Source organism: Ruegeria sp. AN11, assembly GCF_056536005.1.
Window position 1 is genome coordinate 212276 of sequence record NZ_JBQFJD010000001.1, and the last position, 16533, is coordinate 228808.

The window sequence follows — 16533 nt, forward strand, 5'->3', positions numbered from 1 at the left end:
AGCAGTATCGGAGGCAGAATTGACTGGTAATTTGAATGGGATGGCAGAAGACCTGTACCTGGGCATCAAGGACCTCCCGATCGTGTCTCCGCATGGTCACTGCGATCCGGGGTGGTTCGCAACCGATGAGCCGTTTCCCAACCCGGCAGAGCTGCTGGTGGTTCCCGACCATTACGTGTTTCGTATGCTCTATTCGCAGGGCGTTCCCTTGTCCGAACTTGGCGTTGGGGAAGAGGGGCGAAAGAAGGATCCTCGCGCCGTTTTTCGCACCTTTGCCGAGCACTGGCATCTGTTTCTGGGAACGCCATCCCGGATCTGGATGAACTATGTGTTGCATGAAACGCTGGGCGTGTCAGAGGAGTTGTCTCCGCGCACGGCAGACCAGGTTTACGATAAGATCTCAGAAAAGCTGGCGCGACCCGAATTTCGCCCGAGGGCTTTGTTCGACAAGTTTGGAATTGAGGTTCTGGCCACCACGGATTCTGCTCTCGACGGTCTCGAGGAGCATCGGGATATCCGTGCAAGCGGTTGGGGCGGGCGGGTTGTTCCGACGTTCCGCCCAGACGGGGTTTTGGATGGGGCGGACCCGGATTTCGTACAGAATCTGAACAAGTTGGCCGAGCTGACAGGCTGCGATCTGGGCAGCTATGATGGCTACCTCAACGCGCTGCGAATGCGGCGGGCTTATTTCATCCAGCTGGGCTGTACGGCTACCGACCACGGTATCGAACGCGTGCAGTCCGAGTGGCTGGAAGACCCGGATGCGCTGTACAAACGGCTCAGACGGCGGGAAGGGACCGAACAGGACGCTCGCCGGTTCTATGGTCATATGCTGATCGAAATGGCGCAGATGTCTGTCGACGATGGTCTGACCATGCAGATACATGCAGGCAGCAAGCGCAACACGAACGACGCGGTAATGCGGGACTTCGGACGGGACAAGGGGGCCGACATTCCAGTTGCGATGGATTGGGTCACGGGCCTTGAGGCGCTGTTGAAACGGGTCGGAAACTCGCCGGAACTGCGGATCATACTCTTCACATTGGACGAAAGCACCTATGCCCGTGAACTTGCCCCTATGGCGGGACATTGGCCGTGCCTTCGGATCGGACCGCCTTGGTGGTTCCACGACAGCCCGGCCGGGATTGCGCGGTATTTCGACCGGGTGGTTGAAACGGCCGGATATTACAACCTGGCCGGGTTCAATGACGACACGCGGGCTTTTCTGTCCATTCCTGCACGACACGACCTCTGGCGGCGGGGAGTGGCGATTCATTTGGCCGAGCAGGTTGCTCGCGGCTATTTCGGTCGGGACAGTGCCGAGCATTTGGCGCGGTTGCTCGCGGTCGACCTGGCGAAACAGGTTTACGGGTTGCAAAGCTAGATGGGTACAATTCTTCACTTCGGCCTTGGAAACTTTGCCCGGGCGCATTTGCTGGACTACACCGATCAAGCGGGCGGATGGGACGTTGTCGGCGTCAGCCTGCGTTCATCCTCGGTTCGGGATGGATTGGCCCGACAGGGTTTTGAGTACGATCTGTGCGTACAGGGGCAGGGCGTCCGGCGCATCAAAGCTCTGCGGGACGTTCTGGTCGCGCCCGTGGATCGCGCGGCGATTTTCGATGTGATGGCGGATGCCGAGATCATCTCGGCGACCGTCACCGAGAAAGGCTATCACTTGGACGCCTTCGGCAAGCTGAACCTTCAGGACCCTGCGATCGCCGCCGATCTGGCGGGGCAAGGGCCTGCGACGCTGATCGGGTTTTTGGCTTCTGGCCTTGCGGAACGGCGCAAGCCTGTGACGGTGCTAAGCTGCGACAATCGCATGGAAAACGGCAATACGCTCGAAACGGCAGTCGCCGATTTTTCGGAAGCAGCCGGTCTGGACGTGGATTGGGGCGCCGTTCGCTTCCCCAACGCGATGGTCGACCGGATTACCCCGGCCACAACGGACGCCGTTCGCGCAATCAGCGGCGACCCAATGGCCGTTCCGACCGAGGCGTTCTCGGAGTGGGTGATCGAAGACAGTTTCGCCGGTCCGCAGCCCGATTGGCCGGGCGTGCAACTGGTCGATGACGTAGCCCCGCACGAGATGCGAAAGCTGCGCATGTTGAACGGTGCCCATTCCCTGTTGGCTTATGCCGGGTTGGAACGAGGCCTGACCTGCGTCCACGAAGCGGTTCGAGACCCGGTTTTGCGCCCGCTGGTTTCCGAGTTGATGAAGGATGCGGGCGCAACGCTGCCCGCTGCACTGCAAGCACAAGTTCCAGACTATGCAGAGGCTCTATTGCGCCGTTTCGAAAACCCCGAGCTGGCACACCGTCTGGACCAAATCGCGATGGATGGCAGCCAGAAGCTGCCGTATCGGTTTGTTCCTACGCTCCGTGAGACCGGCTCTCAGGCGGTGATTGCAGGGATGCGGGCCTGGATCTCCTATTGCATGTCCGAGACCGCTAAGGGCAGGGCGCTGAACGATCCTTGTGCGTTGGAAATCGCCTCGGCTGTCAAGCAGCCAGATCCGGTAGTACCGCTTTTGGGCCTTGTCGGTGCTGAGGATCTCGCGCCACTTATCCAGTAATGATCGCGCCGCGGAACTGAACAACGGTGGACGCCAGATTGTGTCCGGCCATCAGGGCCTCGGCCTGTGATTTGCCCGTCAGCAAGGCCCCGAGGTACCCACCGTTGAAACTGTCGCCCGCCGCTGTGGTATCCAGCACGTTTTTGGCAGGTTCATAGGTTTGGTCAATGTTCTGGCCGATAGACAGAGGGCCATTCTCTCCGCGTTTCAAGGCACCGACACCGTGATGATCGGCAAAGCGTGCCGCCACCTGATCCGCGCTTTCCCCGAACAGCGCCATCTCGTCGTCAATGGATGGTAGGGCAATATTTGCACGCTGCCAAAGCCGTTGGTTGATCTGCCGGGCGTGCTCGGCGCTGTCCCAAAGACGTGGACGAAAGTTGCTGTCATAGACCAACCGGGCTGAAGTGCCTTCGAGCCAGTCCAGTAGCGCAAGCCTCACCGAATGCGGAAGAATGGCCACGGAAATCCCCGACAAGTAAAGCACGTCGTAACCTTTCAGCGAGCTGAAGTCGTGATCAGCAAAAAGCTGGCGAGCGGCCGCCTCGCTGCGCCAATAGGTAAAGCTGCGTTCACCGTCCGCAGATGTCGTGATCGCGTATAGTCCCGGACAAGCGTTGGGAATGATGCGGATGCCAGATGTCCCGATGCCATGACTGGCGATAAAGTCGGCGATGCGCCCTGAGAACGGGTCGTCGCCCAGACATGTCACATATTCCACCTGCAGATCAGGAGCGGCGCGGTGCATGTAGATTGCCGTGTTCAGCGTATCCCCCGCGACGCCCACCTTTGCGCCGGTTTCCAGCATGGACAATTCGATCATTGCTTCGCCGATGCAGGCAATTCGCGTCATTTCTTTTCTCTTTTCCAGATGATGAGCCCGGCGACCATGATCAGCGCAGCCCCTGCCAACGTGAATGCGTCCGGTACCGTGTCAAAGAACAGATAGCCCCAGATCGCAACGTAGATCAGGAACGAATAGGTGAATGGCATCAACTGGTTCGCCGTTCCGAATCGATGCGCGTTCGTCAGCAGTTGATGCCCGCACCAACCAAAGACGCCAAGGCTTATCAGGACTATCAGGCTCCAAGTGTTTTCCGGCTGGACCCAAAACCAGATGGCGAAGGGCAGCAGGACCACCGTCCCGGTAAGCCCGAGGTAGAATTGCATGGTGTCCACCGCAACAACTCCGGACAGCCTGCGCGTCATGATCGAGTACAAAGCCAACGCGGTGGCATTGTAAACGATCAGAAGCATGGTCGGATGAAAGGCCGAACCAAACGGCCGCACGACAACCAACACCCCCAGAAAGCCCAGTATGATGGCCGCCCAACGCCATGGACCCACGCTCTCTTTCAACACGAAGACGGACAGGAAGCACACGATGACCGGGCTTGAGAACATGATTGCCGACACAACGGTTAGAGGCAAAAACCGCAGGGCATAAAAATTGAAAACGGTTGCCGAGATCAGCAGCAAGGCCCGGCTAATGACCTGCCATGGATGGTCAGTCTTGAAGCGGCTGGCCTCAATCCCTCCTTTGGCGATCACCCCCACAGAGATCACAAAGTGCCCCGCATAGCGCATGAACGCCAACTGAAATGCCGGCACGCCAGCCAACGCCAACCACTTGGCCCCAAGGTCCACCAGCGAAAAGAACAGCCACGCTGTCAGCATCAGCACGATGCCAAGGCGCGGCAGGTCCGCATTGGGGTTGGCGGTGACAGCCATCGATCAGGTGTTGAAACGCTTGACGTAGTAGTCAACCATCTGGCTAACCATGTCATCCGCCTGACCGTGGTCGCGCGCGTCATTTAGCGCCGAAAGCGCGCACTGCGACATCACGCTGGTGACGCCTGCATCGCGTGCCATACGGTCATAATACCCGAGGTCTTTTGCCGCGTTCTTGATGGCAAAGGCCAGCTGGTTTGGATCATTCTCGACTCCGTAGGCTTTGACGAAATCCATCATTCCGGAATGCAGCGGCCCTGCGGCCATAACGTCATACACCTGCTTGCGGTCAACTCCGGTGATATCTGCCATGGCAAACGCTTCGGCCATCGCGTTCGCAACGGTCATTCCGAAGAAGTTGTTGATCAGCTTGATCGTGTGTCCGGACCCAACGGGGCCAAGGTAAAAGACGTTTTCACCCAAATCCTTCAGTGTCGGCTCGGCCTTGTCGAAGGCAGCCTTGTTGCCGGACGTCATAATGTTGAGCTTGCCTTCGAGCGCGTGCGATGGCGTCCGGCCAAGCGGCGCATCCAGATAGCTTCCGCCAGCAGCGGCAACCTCCTCGGCCAAGGCGCGTGTGCTGCCTGGAAGCGAGGTGCCAAAGTCGATGACGATTGCTCCGGGTTTCAATCCCGCAATCACTCCATCTGCGCCGCGCATCCGGCTCTCGACCTGTTCGGAGGTGCCCATGCACAGCATCACGATGTCGCTGGCCTCAGCCAGCTCTTGGGCGTTTCGCATCTCGCGGGCGCCCCGGTCTATCGCGGCGTCCAGGTATGTGCGGTCGCGGTTTCCCAATACAGCGACCGAGTATCCTTGGTCCAACAGTCGGCTCACCATGGCTCCGCCCATTAGTCCCAAGCCGATAAACCCGATTGATGGTTTGCTCATTGGTTTCCCTTTCCGTGAATGTGTCTGGTTTTCATTCTTGTGTCTGGCGCGGGCGGCTTTGCAGTTTGAATGCTCACATTGCCCGGCGGATAATCATTGGTTTTTGAGTGGTCCGGAATTTTGCCGGGCCGCATGGCCATCACGCCGGTGCCCGCGCTCGAGCTGTTCGCGCCTTGAGCTCATGTTCGATCCATGATGTGACCTCGAGCGTCCGGGCTGCATCCTCCACGTCGATTAGTGGAGGGGCGCCGTTGATCACGTCAAGGAAGTGATCCAGTTGCGCTTCAAGCGGTGCGCGTTGTTGTTCCGGTCGTGTAAGTTGGTCTTTCTGGGCCGGAGTGCCCCAATCCTTTCCACGCCACAGGGTCATGGAGGGAAAACTGACAGCGCCGCTGGTTCCCGTGATCCACATCATGTCCTGGTGGGTCGTGCCGATATTCGGGTTCTCGCCGGTTCCGGCCTCAAACCCCCAAGGGCTAGGTGCGGTGTCGGCAAAGCTTATCGTGCCCGTCGCACCGTTTTCGAACGCGATCGCAACAGCCCCGCTCTCTATGCGATCTGATCCGCGGATTGACGCGCCGGGCAGGGCGACGACATCTGAGATTTCACCGATCACAAAGCGCAAGACATCGATATCATGCACCAGATTGATCATGACTGGACTGCCATCAGACGTCCGCCAGTTCTGTTCAAAATAGCTCTCGGGTTTGCGCATGGCCCACAGCAACGAGACGTTGATGACTTGTCCGATCGTACCTTGCACGATCACCTCTTTCAGGCGCTGCAAGGTTGTGTGATACCGCCGATGGTGGCCTACAAGGCTGCGGACATCGGCCTGGCGAACGGCCGTTCTAAGGCGCTGGGCATCATCGATAGATGCGGCAACTGGCTTTTCGATCAGCATGTGCCAACCGCGGGATGCGGCCAGAATGCCATGTTCGGCATGCAGGCGGGTCGGCGTCGCGATGATGACGCCATCTACCGGGCCCTTCACCTCGTCCATACTGGAAAAACGCGGCGCGTCGATCTGGATCGAGCCGTCTGGATCGGCCAATCCGACCAACATGCAGCCGGGATGCTCAATCACGGCGCGGAGGTGGCGGATTCCGATTAATCCGCCGCCAGCTACAAGGATCCGTTTCACATCACCGCTCCGATTTGCCAGGGAACAAATTCGTAGTCACCCAGGCCTTGCGCCTCGGGCTTGGTTCGCGCGCCCGAGGCGACTTGGAGCAGCCGTCGGTATATTTCCTGTCCTTTCTCTTCGACGCTGGCACCTTTGGTCAGAATGTCGCCCGCATCCACGTCCATGTCTTCGGCCATGCGCGCTGCCAACTCAGAGTTGGTAGCGATCTTCAGCGTAGGCGCCGGTTTGGACCCAAAGGCAGAACCGCGCCCCGTGGTGAAGCACACAAGGTTGCATCCGGCCGCGATCTGCCCGGTCACCGAGGCCGGGTCATATCCGGGGCTGTCCATGAAGGTGAAGCCTTTGGCGGTGATGGGTTCGGCGTATTTGAATACACCGGTCAATGGGGTGGTTCCGCCCTTCGCCGCTGCCCCCAGCGACTTCTCAAGGATGGTCGTCAGACCGGCTTGCTTGTTGCCGGGGCTTGGGTTGTTGTCCATCGAACCGTGATTGCGGGCGGTATAGTCCTGCCACCAATCGATCAGTCCGATCAGTTTTTCCCCAGTTGCACGACCAAGGGCGCGGCGGGTCAAAAGGTGTTCGGCTCCGTAGATTTCGGGCGTTTCCGCAAGGACTCCTGTGCCTCCTTGGGCAACCAACAGGTCGCAGGCATGCCCGAGCGCCGGGTTAGCGGTCACACCTGACCAAGCGTCCGATCCACCGCATTGCAACGCAACCATCAGTTCGGACGCAGGGGCTTCGCTGCGCCGCGCCTCATTGGCAATGGGTAGTATCTGGTTGATCTTGCTGATGCCCATTTCCACGGTCCGGCGCAATCCCGCGACGTTCTGGATGTTCATCGTCTGGAAGGTTGGACTCTGCTTCAGCCCATACGCGTCCAGTAGCCAGTCGATCTGGTTCATCTCGCAGCCCAGACCGACCATCAGAACGGCAGCGTGGTTGGGATGTTTCGCAAACCCCCACATGACCCGTTGAAGAGCTTCGAAACCGTCGCCGGAATCGGCCATTCCGCAGCCCGTTCCGTGGACAAAGGCCACCACGCCGTCGACGTTCGGAAACTCGGCCAGCTTGTCCGGCGTGAAGTGGTTGGCAATCATGCGGGCCGCAGTCGCCGAACAGTTCACGGTGGTCAGAACCGCGATGTAGTTGCGTGTGCCGACGCGACCGCTGTCCCGGTGGTAGCCCATGAACGTATCGACCGAGGTGGCAGGTTTCGTGGGTCTGTGATCCGTCGCAAACTCGTAGTCCACGCTGATGTTGCGGAACTCGATATTGTGGGTGTGCACATGGTCGCCGGGTTCGATCGGCTGGGTGGCGTAACCGATGATCTGGGCGTATTTTCTGACGGGATCGCCGGGTGCAACATTCCGCGTGGCGACCTTGTGTCCCGAGGGGATGCGCGCATTGGTCGTGACATCTTCGACCATACTGCCGACCTCCAGGGGCCGAGTTGCAACCACCACGCTATCCGTTCGATCTAAACGTACAAATGTCATAGTCAGCTTTCCTGGAGGCAGCAGCTAGGCGCAGAACGGCGAGTCCGATGTCCACCGGTGAATATCTATATGCGGCTGTCCGGACAGCCTTGCCCGCGCCGCCTCCCAATTTGCCTTGCAGACACGCCAATCTCGCAGCTCGGTTTCGGGGCGCGATCTGGATCTTGCGATGAAGCTGGGGAAATGATCTCGACCGGTGGGTTGGCCCGCCGCACTGAAGCGGATGTCGAACGACCAGCGGAACCGGTCCGTTTCATTGACCAGCGAAGCATGTGGCGTCAGAGGGTGAAACAGGATGATCCCGCCCGCCTTGACAGGAAGGGGCACAGCTCGGCCTTCGTCGATGAACCCGTCGGCAATGCCTGTCTGCGTTCGCGCGCAATGCGGCAGAATGGATTGGTCCTGTGCCTTTGGCAACACTTGTAGGCAGCCGTTTTCGACCGTTGCATCGTTGACGGCAATCCACACAGTGACCATGTCGGTCTGGTCCGCATCCTCTAGCGCAACCGCCCGGTCCTGATGCCAGTCTGTTGCGGTGATATGCGCGCGAACCTCGTCCTTGGACAGCTTGAGGGCAGGGGGCTTCAACCGAACGTGCTGGATCGGATTGCTAACCAGCTCTGGCCCGATCAACTGCTCGACAATGTCAAGCATGGGCCGGGCCGTCAGCAAGTCGAACACTGCGGGCCCGATATGGAACGGTGTTTTCGCCATGATCCGATCGCCGGGCAACGAGATGTCCAGCGGCTGGAAATAGTCGCAACCGGCTTGATAGGCGCACAGGAGTTTGTCCCAAAAAGTCATTCCTGAAGGTTCGTCCTTGACCAGCCCTTTTTCGTACCAACCGTCATAGAGCCGGTTCAGGACATCCGAGTATTCGGCCTGTACCCGATCCAGCACATCGCTGGGAATTACATCCTCGACCACGAGGTGTCCGTCCGTCTGGAACTTGCCAATCTGATCTTGTGTCAGCATGGGTGCGACCTCACAACAGCAGCGCGATGATGCCCGGCCAGATCAGAAGGACGGAAAGCGCCAGCAACTGGATCCCGATGAATGGCAGGAAGCCGCGGAAGATATCCGTCAGACTGATATGCGGCGGGGCCACCGACTTCAGGTAGAACGCGGCCGGGCCAAAAGGGGGCGAGAGAAAGCTGACCTGCATGTTCATACAGAACACGACACCGAACCAGATGGCGACATGACTCGGCTCCAACTGGCCAAAGATTCCGATTTCCTCGATGGGAAGGCGCAGGACGATCGGCAGAAAGACCGGAATGATCAACAGCACAATGCCGACCCAATCCATGAATGCGCCCATGAACAGCAAGATCAGCATCATCACCAGAATGACCAGCATGGTCGGCAGCTCCTGGCCGACGATCAGGTCGGCCACGTATTGGGGGCCGCCAGCTATGGTGTAGGCACCCGCCAGCGCGGCGGCCCCGATCGTAACCCAGATGATGGTGCCTGTGGATTTGAGCGTCCGCATCAAGCTGTCCCAAACCAGCTCTAACGATCCCTCACCCCGCAGGATGGCGATGATCAGAACGGCGAAGGCGCCCATGCCAGCAGCCTCGGTGATGCCTGTGATCCCGCCATAGATCGAGCCGAGCACGACGCCGATGACGACCAGCGGCGCGACGAGGCCTTTGCCCATTTCCCACCCGATTTTAGCGCGCGCTCTGCCAAAGACGAAGAATATCAGCAGAAGGGCGACGATCGTGATGCCGGCAAACCAGGGCAGGTAGTCAGCCGTTCCCAGCCTCGCTGGCTCGCCCTGGCTGGCAGCGTTCGAGCCTGAGAGCTCGAAAAACGCGGCCCGGACAAACAGAACGGTGGAAAATCCGGCGACAACGATGCTCATGAAGGCCCCAAACAATTTGCGTTTTTCGGCCGGTTCTGGGTCGTTTGGGTCCGGTTCCGGCAGCGGAGCGTGATGAGGATTCAACTGCGTGCGGATGATGATGTACAGGATGATCATCGAGGCCAGCATGAAACCGGGAATGAAAGACGCGGTGAACAGCGATTTGATCGAGGTTTCGGTGATCAGCCCATAGATGATCAGAACGATCGAGGGAGGGATCATGGTCCCCAGCGACCCCGAGGCGCAGATGACGCCGATGGCGAGATTCTGATCATAGCCAAGGCGCAGCATCTGGGGCAGGGCGATAAGGCCCAGCAGGACAACTTCACCACCGATGATACCGGACATGGCCGCCATGATCACCGCCATGATCGAGGTCACGATTGCGATGCCGCCGCGTGTTCTGGACAGCCAGACATTCAACGACGAATACATGTCACGCGCGATCCCGGATCGCTCTAGCAGCGACGCCATAAAGATAAACAATGGCACTGATATGAGCACGTAGTCCGTTAAGAGCCCGTATATCTTCTGCGCCAATATATAGAGCGGCCCAGTGCCTGGCCGACCGGTGAGAACCCCGTCGCCGAATGAAAACGGGTTCAAAAGCAGTGTCGGCTCGAACTTCAGGACAAGAACCAGAACCGCAAGAGAAGCAGAGGCCAGACCCAAGGGCATTCCGATCGCCAGGAGCACGATCAGGGCGACCATCAGGATGAGCGAGATTGTTCCAATATCCATCAGTCTTGTCCCACCGCTCGTTTGATCATTTCAATTTCGTCTTCGTCCGGTTCATCTGTGTGGATTTCCGGTTCTTTGTTCCAATCCGCGATCAAGTTCAAAATTGCTTGCATTGCGACGAGCGTAATCACGATCAGCACCATCGGCTGCAACGTCGCAGGGATCGGAGGGTTGAATGCAGAGCCATAAAGCTCCCATTTATAGAGCTTGTTGACGAACACCTGATTGTAGCTGCCGTAGACCAAAAAGAAGGCAAACAGCACGATCAGTATTGTCGAAACCGTATCAAAAACACGCTGAAGCCATCGTGGAACTGCGTCGTAAAGCAGGAATATTCGAATGTGACTGCGTTGCTGCATGGCGTAGTAGCCAGACATCAAAAACACAAAGCTGGCGAACCAGAGTGTCATTTCATTCGCCCACTCGGTCGGCTTTTCCAGGATATAGCGCATGAAAACTTCGTAGAGCATGACGACCGTCATGATTGCGACCATCATCATCGTCACTCGGCCTATGAACAGGGCGAAACGATCCATAAACGTCGAGCCTTCGAACTCCATCGTCGCTGGGCGCACGGTCTTGGTACCTATCACTGCAAGAAACGGCAGAAGGACGAGCGCGGCCACGTCGATGATGTCGACATACCCACTGAACACGCCAGACAATTCAGGCGTGATGTCGCTGCGCAGATATATTTCTGTTACCTGACTTTTGAGGGATTCAGAGGTGTAAGGTAGCCAATCCAATAGGAACGCTGGAAGGTGCCAAACAAGCCAACTGGCAGTCGCGACGAAGGCCAACGGTATGAGCCATTCAATTGGTCCGCCTGAATTCTTGTGCATCGCGTAACCCTCGTCCCTATCCTTCGATCCTGTAGTGATCGATAAAGTCTCGATCCGGCTCGACACCCAGTCCGGGGCCAGTCGGGATCATTACACGGCCGTTGTTGGCCTTGACCTGATTTTGAATTTCCAGCGGTACGGTCAGCAGATCGTCCCGAAACTTGTTGTCCGTTGTGTCGAACTCCAGCATCGGCTCCCATGGGTGCAAGCCGCCTGGAATTGCGGGCATGGCCGCCAGTAAATGCAGATTAGTTGTGACAGCGATGGCGCTACCCCAGACGTGATTTACGACTGGAGTGAAATGGGCGTGGCATAGGGCCAGTACCCTGAGATACTCTGAAACACCGCCCAAAGCGCATACTTCTGGCTGCGCTATATCGATGCCGCGATTTTCAAGAAGATTGCGCCAGGCCCAGCGATTGAATACCGCCTCACCGCCCGAGATGTTGACTTTCAGCGAAGTACGCAGTTCGCGGTATCCGCCCATGTCTTCTGGCGCGACGGGTTCTTCAAACCAGTATGCGTCCAGTTCTTCCAGCGCCCGACCGACAAAAAATGCGTCCGAAGTCGTATAGGCATGGTTTGCATCGACCATGAATGGAAAGTCATCACCAACCCCGCGTCGAACTGCTTCGCACAGCTTCACATCAGGCTTCGGGCCAAAGCCCGTTTTCATTTTGGTGGCGGTGAATCCTATCTCCTTGATCTTTGAGGCTTCATCCTCAAAACGGCTGGCCAGATTGGCAATCGGTTCATCCCGGAGCATCATGCCGTAGCCGTAGCAAGGAACGCTTGTGCGATGCGCGCCGCCGACAAGCTTATGGAGGGGGAGGCCAGAGACTTTGCCGGTGATGTCCCAAAGTGCGATGTCCACACCGGACAAAGCCTGTATTGGCATTCCGCTTTGGCCATGGTCTCGCAAAAGGTTGTACACCTTGTGCCAGATCACGTCTTTGTCCAAAGGGTCCATGCCAAGGACCATTGGCTGGATTACCTTTTCCACGATGGATTTGTTGGCAATAGCTACGTTTCCGGGGCCGAAGCACTCCCCCCAACCGGTTACCCCTTCATCTGTCTGAACCTCAACCAGATGGGTTGTGCGCTTGTCATAATACTGTTGCGAGTAGCCCAGAACTTCCGGCATTTCGTATTGTAGTACGTGACTTATTATTCTGGTGATTTTCATGAAGCTCTGGATCCCGGCACCGATCCGGAGAGGCCGCTAGTGCGGCCTTTCCGTGTGTCGTAAGTCGGTCGCGGCCTAACTACTGCATTGCGCCCAGGTCACGCAGGAAGTTGATGTGGCTTTCCAGCAGCGCCTGTGCTTCAGGGGTCGTTGCGAACTCAGTCCAACCGACCTGAACGGCCGCGCGATAGGCTGCCAGATCTTCAGGCGTCCATTCGTACAACTGAACACCCTTTGCTTTCAGGTCTTTTGCAGTCTGAGCGTTCTGCACTTCGTTGATGGTCGCATTGTGCAATGCCAAGCTATCCATTGCGACTTCCATGATCTTCTTATGGTGCGCAGGCATCGCTTCCCAAACGTCTTTGCGACAGGCGAGGTGATCTGCGGGCATCGAGTGGAAACCGGGATAGTTTGTGTGACCTGCGATCTCGTACAGACCCAGACCCACGTTGTTCGTCAGGTTCGCAGCATCCGCACCATCAATGATGCCGGTTTCCAAAGCCGTGAAGATTTCGTTGAAGTCCATCACGATCGGAGAAGCACCAAGTTCCGCGAATACCTTGGTTGCTAGGCCTGGAGGCGAGCGGAACTTCCAATCTTTGAAGTCTTCCACTTTTGCAATTGGCTTGGTCGAAGACAGCGACTCTGGCCCGGGAATCCACCATCCGATGAATTCCATATCGTAGCCGTTGTATAGATCATTTACAGCTTCTCTTCCGCCGCCATGAAGAAGCCAAGCCATTTGCTGATATGGGTTCTGATACCCGCCGAGCAGGTCGCCCGCAAACTGAAAGGCAGGATTTTTACCGGTCTGGTAGCCACCGCCTGTCATGTCGCAATCCAGAATTCCGGTAGCTGCGGCATCGAAGGTTTCAACTGATTTGACCACCGAAGAGGAATAGAACATCTCAACTTCGATTTCGCCGTTCGACATCTCCTGAATGTCTTCAACGAATTTTGCAGCCATCTGGCCAGACAGAGTTTCGGGCGAAAAATGGGTTTGAATTCTAAGCTTCGTGGTTTCAGCCATCGCGAAACCGGCTGCCATTGTCGTGGCTACGGCCGCCACGGCCGCTGTCTTGACTATTTTCATATTGTCCTCCCAGACGTTGAGCGTTGCGCGGAGAGGGAGATCTTGCCGCCTCCTTTGCCGTCACGCAGATAAACGTTAAGCCGACGAATCGAATGCAACAAGAAGAATTTGAAATTTCTAAAAATTTCGAGATTCTTGCGTAAATTCGAAAATAGGCTTAGTACCCTACTTGGACAAAATTTGAAGGCGCATACCGGGATGAAAGAAGAAGTCGATATTTATCAAAATCTTAAGATGCGTCTCATCTCGAATGGATTCGAGCATGGAGCCAAGGTGCGGGCCGAAGAATTACGTAAAGAGTATGGCTGTTCTGCGAGTGCAGTTCGCGAAGTCCTTTTTCGTTTGTCCGCTGTTGGATTGGTGGACTTTCAGGAACAAAAAGGTTTCCGCGTGCCAATGCGTTCGCCGCAGAAGCTTATCGAATTGACACATGTCCGTGTTTTGTTAGAGGCCGAAGGTACCGCGATGTCGATCCGTAGTGGCGGGGTGGATTGGGAAGCAAGACTGACGGCCGCGCATCACAAACTTAGCCATATCGAAAAACGCATACACGCCGCAAATGACCCGAGCGGCCTTATCGAGATATGGTTTGCCTCGGAGAGGGAGTTTCACCAAACGCTTATTTCCGCCTGCGGCTCGGAAACCTTAAAACAAATGCATAGCCGAGTTTACGCGCAGTTCAGACAGCAATTGATGGTGGCAGACCGGAACTTTGAGTTCATTTCTCAGAACATAAGACACCATGCCGATATCCTGGAGGCAGCATTGTCAGGGGATGAGCATTTAACACGCGAGAAAATTCACGATCATCTGAAACGCCACCTAACTGGAAAGACGATGGGCGACTAAAGCCGAAAATCGTCTTCCAAGTACACCTGAATGATCTCGTCGAAGCTTGTTTCCGCCTCGAACCCCAACTCCAGAGCGCGATCCGTTTGAAAGTCGCGGGGCCAATTCTTGACTATCCGTTCGATTGCCTCGTCGGGTTCTCGCTTGATTAGGCCAACTGCATCTTTGCCGGCCACGGCGCGCAGCGCTTCGATTTGTTCGGCGACGGTGCAACTTACGCCCGGCATGTTCAACGCGCGTCTGTCATCCAAAAGCTGCGTGTCCATTGTTGCAGCATGGGTCAAAAAAGTCGCGGCGGCGCAGGGGCTGGCGTGCCAGTGGCGAACAGTTTCGGCAACAGGCAAGACAGCCTCAACCCCATTCAATGGCTCGCGGATTATACCTGAAAAGAAGGACGAAGCGGCAGCGTTCGCTTTGCCTGGGCGTACACACAAGGTGGGCAAGCGCAAGGAAATACCGTCGAAGTATCCTTTCCTGCTGAAATCCGTGATCATCAATTCAGAGGCCGCTTTCTGCGCTCCGTAACTGGTCAAAGGTGCCGAGAGGAACTCATCGCTTATCTTGTCCGGGAACGGTGCCCCGAAAACTGCTATGGACGAGGCAAAAACCAGACGAGGCGTGTACTCGCCTCCTGATGCCTCGTGTTCATCCTTGAGTGCGTTCAGCAGTGCCCAGGTCGCCATAAGATTGACATCCCAGCCCAACGCAAAGTCTGTTTCAGCTTGGCCTGAAACGATGGCTGCAAGGTGGAATATGACGTCCGGACGCTGAGCTGCAATGGACCTGGCGGTGCCTGACGCAGCCAAGTTCCCCACAATTTGCTTACCTGGCGCACTGTCGTGCGGGAATGAGAGATCGAACAGTGAGATTTGGGCATCTGCTCCAAAAGTTTCTTGGGTCGAAATGCGATGGGCCAGTTTCTGGCCCAGCATTCCTCCACCGCCTATAACAAGTACCCGCGTCACAGCATTCCATTCCGTTTTTTGAGTTCCAGATACAAAGCCGAATGATCCAGCTCGGCCCCATCCATTTCGTTTATCAAATAATCGAAACGATCGCGCACAGATTGGGTGCTGGGTAGCTCAACGCCAAGGCTGTGCGCTTCCTCTAGTGTGTTGTCCAAATCCTTTATTTGCAACTTAGACAAACCTCCGGGTGCAAAATTTCCATCAGACATGCGTTCGCCATGTTGTTGTAATATAACGCTATCCGCAAAGCCCCCCTTAAGTGCGGCCCTCAACGCGGTGGGGTCTGCACCGCCTTGTTGAGCCAGTAGTGTCGCTTCGGCGACAGCCGATATCGTCACAGCGACAATTGTTTGATTGGCCAATTTGCACAATTGACCAGAACCACTTGGGCCAACATGCACAGGGCGGCCCATTGCTGTCAGAACCGGTCGCACACGCTCCATAACGCCCTGATCGCCACCGACCATGATCGCGAGGGTGCCAGCTTCTGCACCCATGGTGCCGCCGGAAACCGGGGCATCCAGATGCTGCACCCCCATCGAGGACAATTGCGCGGATTGCTCTCTGGCGTGTTCGGGTTTGGCGCTGGACATATCAATCCAGATCATCCCCGGTTTGAGTTGTTCGCGGAAAGCCTCATCAGAAAGTAGCGCGCCGGCCGCGTATCCATCCGAGAGCATGGTTATTATTACGTCTGCACCCGAAATCGCCAGCGGCGCAGTTTCCGCCAATTTCGCGCCTTCTGCTGTCAACGGTTTTGCCTTTTCCAAGCTGCGGTTCCAAACAGTGAGCGGAAATTCGGCGCGCAAAATATTCCGCGCCATGGGGGCACCCATCAGGCCGGTTCCCAACAGAGCCACTTTGAACTGCTTGCTCATCATCTACGTCCTTCCCAAGGTGCGCCACGCATGGTTATGGCCAAACCAAAATCTCTGTCATACGCTAACGGCTCTGGGCCCACATGCCAGAAGTCGTTGCTAAACCGCCAAGGTTTCTTTGCTTTCCGGTTGATCTGTGGAACGAAATAACACGTGTTCAACCGCCACCTTATGAGTCGGAATATTTATATGTTAGAAAGACTTAAGGAGAAGCACGACCTAGCCATAGCCACCTCACAAAGGATCAGAATTGCAAGCACGATTGC

14 protein-coding genes and 1 pseudogene are annotated in these 16533 nt (G+C 56.7%); 3 read left to right on the forward strand and 12 right to left on the reverse strand.

Going from position 1 to position 16533, the window contains the following annotated elements:
- Positions 1-40: 40 nt before the first annotated feature.
- Both uxaC and ACR3EQ_RS01110 read left to right on the forward strand, forming a co-directional pair.
- Complete coding sequence (gene uxaC / locus ACR3EQ_RS01105) at positions 41-1384, forward strand: glucuronate isomerase (RefSeq protein WP_170614668.1); 1344 nt, start codon at positions 41-43, stop codon at positions 1382-1384.
- Positions 1385-2578 (forward strand): mannitol dehydrogenase family protein, encoded by a 1194-nt coding sequence (locus tag ACR3EQ_RS01110; protein WP_170614477.1) that lies wholly within the window; start codon positions 1385-1387, stop codon positions 2576-2578.
- Here the strand turns inward: ACR3EQ_RS01110 and ACR3EQ_RS01115 are convergent.
- From ACR3EQ_RS01115 to ACR3EQ_RS01160, 10 genes and pseudogenes are all read right to left on the reverse strand, one after another.
- Positions 2568-3431, reverse strand: coding sequence for a sugar kinase (locus tag ACR3EQ_RS01115; protein ID WP_170614478.1), 864 nt, complete (start codon positions 3429-3431; stop codon positions 2568-2570). The two genes, ACR3EQ_RS01110 and ACR3EQ_RS01115, sit on opposite strands and share 11 nt — an antisense overlap.
- Positions 3428-4309 carry a DMT family transporter gene (locus ACR3EQ_RS01120; RefSeq protein ID WP_170614479.1) on the reverse strand — a complete coding sequence of 294 codons (882 nt, stop codon included), beginning with the start codon at positions 4307-4309 and terminating at the stop codon, positions 3428-3430. The genes ACR3EQ_RS01115 and ACR3EQ_RS01120 overlap by 4 nt, the downstream gene beginning before the upstream one ends.
- A 3-nt stretch (positions 4310-4312) precedes the next feature.
- Positions 4313-5239 (reverse strand): annotated as a pseudogene (locus ACR3EQ_RS01125) (NAD(P)-dependent oxidoreductase); the annotation flags it as partial.
- Positions 5240-5339: 100 nt separating this feature from the next.
- Entirely contained in the window at positions 5340-6344 is a 1005-nt protein-coding gene (locus tag ACR3EQ_RS01130; protein ID WP_170614480.1) for a Gfo/Idh/MocA family protein, read from the reverse strand.
- On the reverse strand, positions 6341-7843 hold the full coding sequence (locus ACR3EQ_RS01135; RefSeq protein ID WP_480489584.1) for a UxaA family hydrolase: 1503 nt from the start codon (positions 7841-7843) through the stop codon (positions 6341-6343). The genes ACR3EQ_RS01130 and ACR3EQ_RS01135 overlap by 4 nt, the downstream gene beginning before the upstream one ends.
- Positions 7844-7867: 24 nt before the next feature.
- Positions 7868-8818 carry a phytanoyl-CoA dioxygenase family protein gene (locus ACR3EQ_RS01140; RefSeq protein ID WP_480489585.1) on the reverse strand — a complete coding sequence of 317 codons (951 nt, stop codon included), beginning with the start codon at positions 8816-8818 and terminating at the stop codon, positions 7868-7870.
- Positions 8819-8828: 10 nt separating this feature from the next.
- Entirely contained in the window at positions 8829-10451 is a 1623-nt protein-coding gene (locus tag ACR3EQ_RS01145) for a TRAP transporter large permease subunit (protein ID WP_170614483.1), read from the reverse strand.
- On the reverse strand, positions 10451-11293 hold the full coding sequence (locus tag ACR3EQ_RS01150) for a TRAP transporter small permease subunit (RefSeq protein WP_480489586.1): 843 nt from the start codon (positions 11291-11293) through the stop codon (positions 10451-10453). Before ACR3EQ_RS01150 ends, ACR3EQ_RS01145 begins: the two co-directional genes overlap by 1 nt.
- A 16-nt stretch (positions 11294-11309) precedes the next feature.
- Entirely contained in the window at positions 11310-12479 is a 1170-nt protein-coding gene (locus tag ACR3EQ_RS01155) for a mandelate racemase/muconate lactonizing enzyme family protein (protein ID WP_170614484.1), read from the reverse strand.
- A gap of 79 nt (positions 12480-12558) precedes the next feature.
- Positions 12559-13572, reverse strand: coding sequence for a TRAP transporter substrate-binding protein (locus tag ACR3EQ_RS01160; RefSeq protein WP_170376099.1), 1014 nt, complete (start codon positions 13570-13572; stop codon positions 12559-12561).
- 198 nt (positions 13573-13770) lie between these two features.
- On the opposite strand from ACR3EQ_RS01160, the gene ACR3EQ_RS01165 reads away from it, so the two are divergent.
- The gene (locus tag ACR3EQ_RS01165) at positions 13771-14421 is read left to right on the forward strand and encodes a GntR family transcriptional regulator (RefSeq protein ID WP_170815678.1); all 651 of its coding nucleotides are present in this window, start codon (positions 13771-13773) and stop codon (positions 14419-14421) included.
- On the opposite strand, the gene denD is transcribed toward ACR3EQ_RS01165, so the two are convergent.
- On the reverse strand, positions 14418-15353 hold the full coding sequence (gene denD / locus ACR3EQ_RS01170; protein WP_480489587.1) for a D-erythronate dehydrogenase: 936 nt from the start codon (positions 15351-15353) through the stop codon (positions 14418-14420). The genes ACR3EQ_RS01165 and denD overlap by 4 nt on opposite strands.
- Before the next feature lie 29 nt (positions 15354-15382).
- Positions 15383-16270 (reverse strand): NAD(P)-dependent oxidoreductase, encoded by an 888-nt coding sequence (locus tag ACR3EQ_RS01175; protein ID WP_480489588.1) that lies wholly within the window; start codon positions 16268-16270, stop codon positions 15383-15385.
- Positions 16271-16533: the final 263 nt, after the last annotated feature.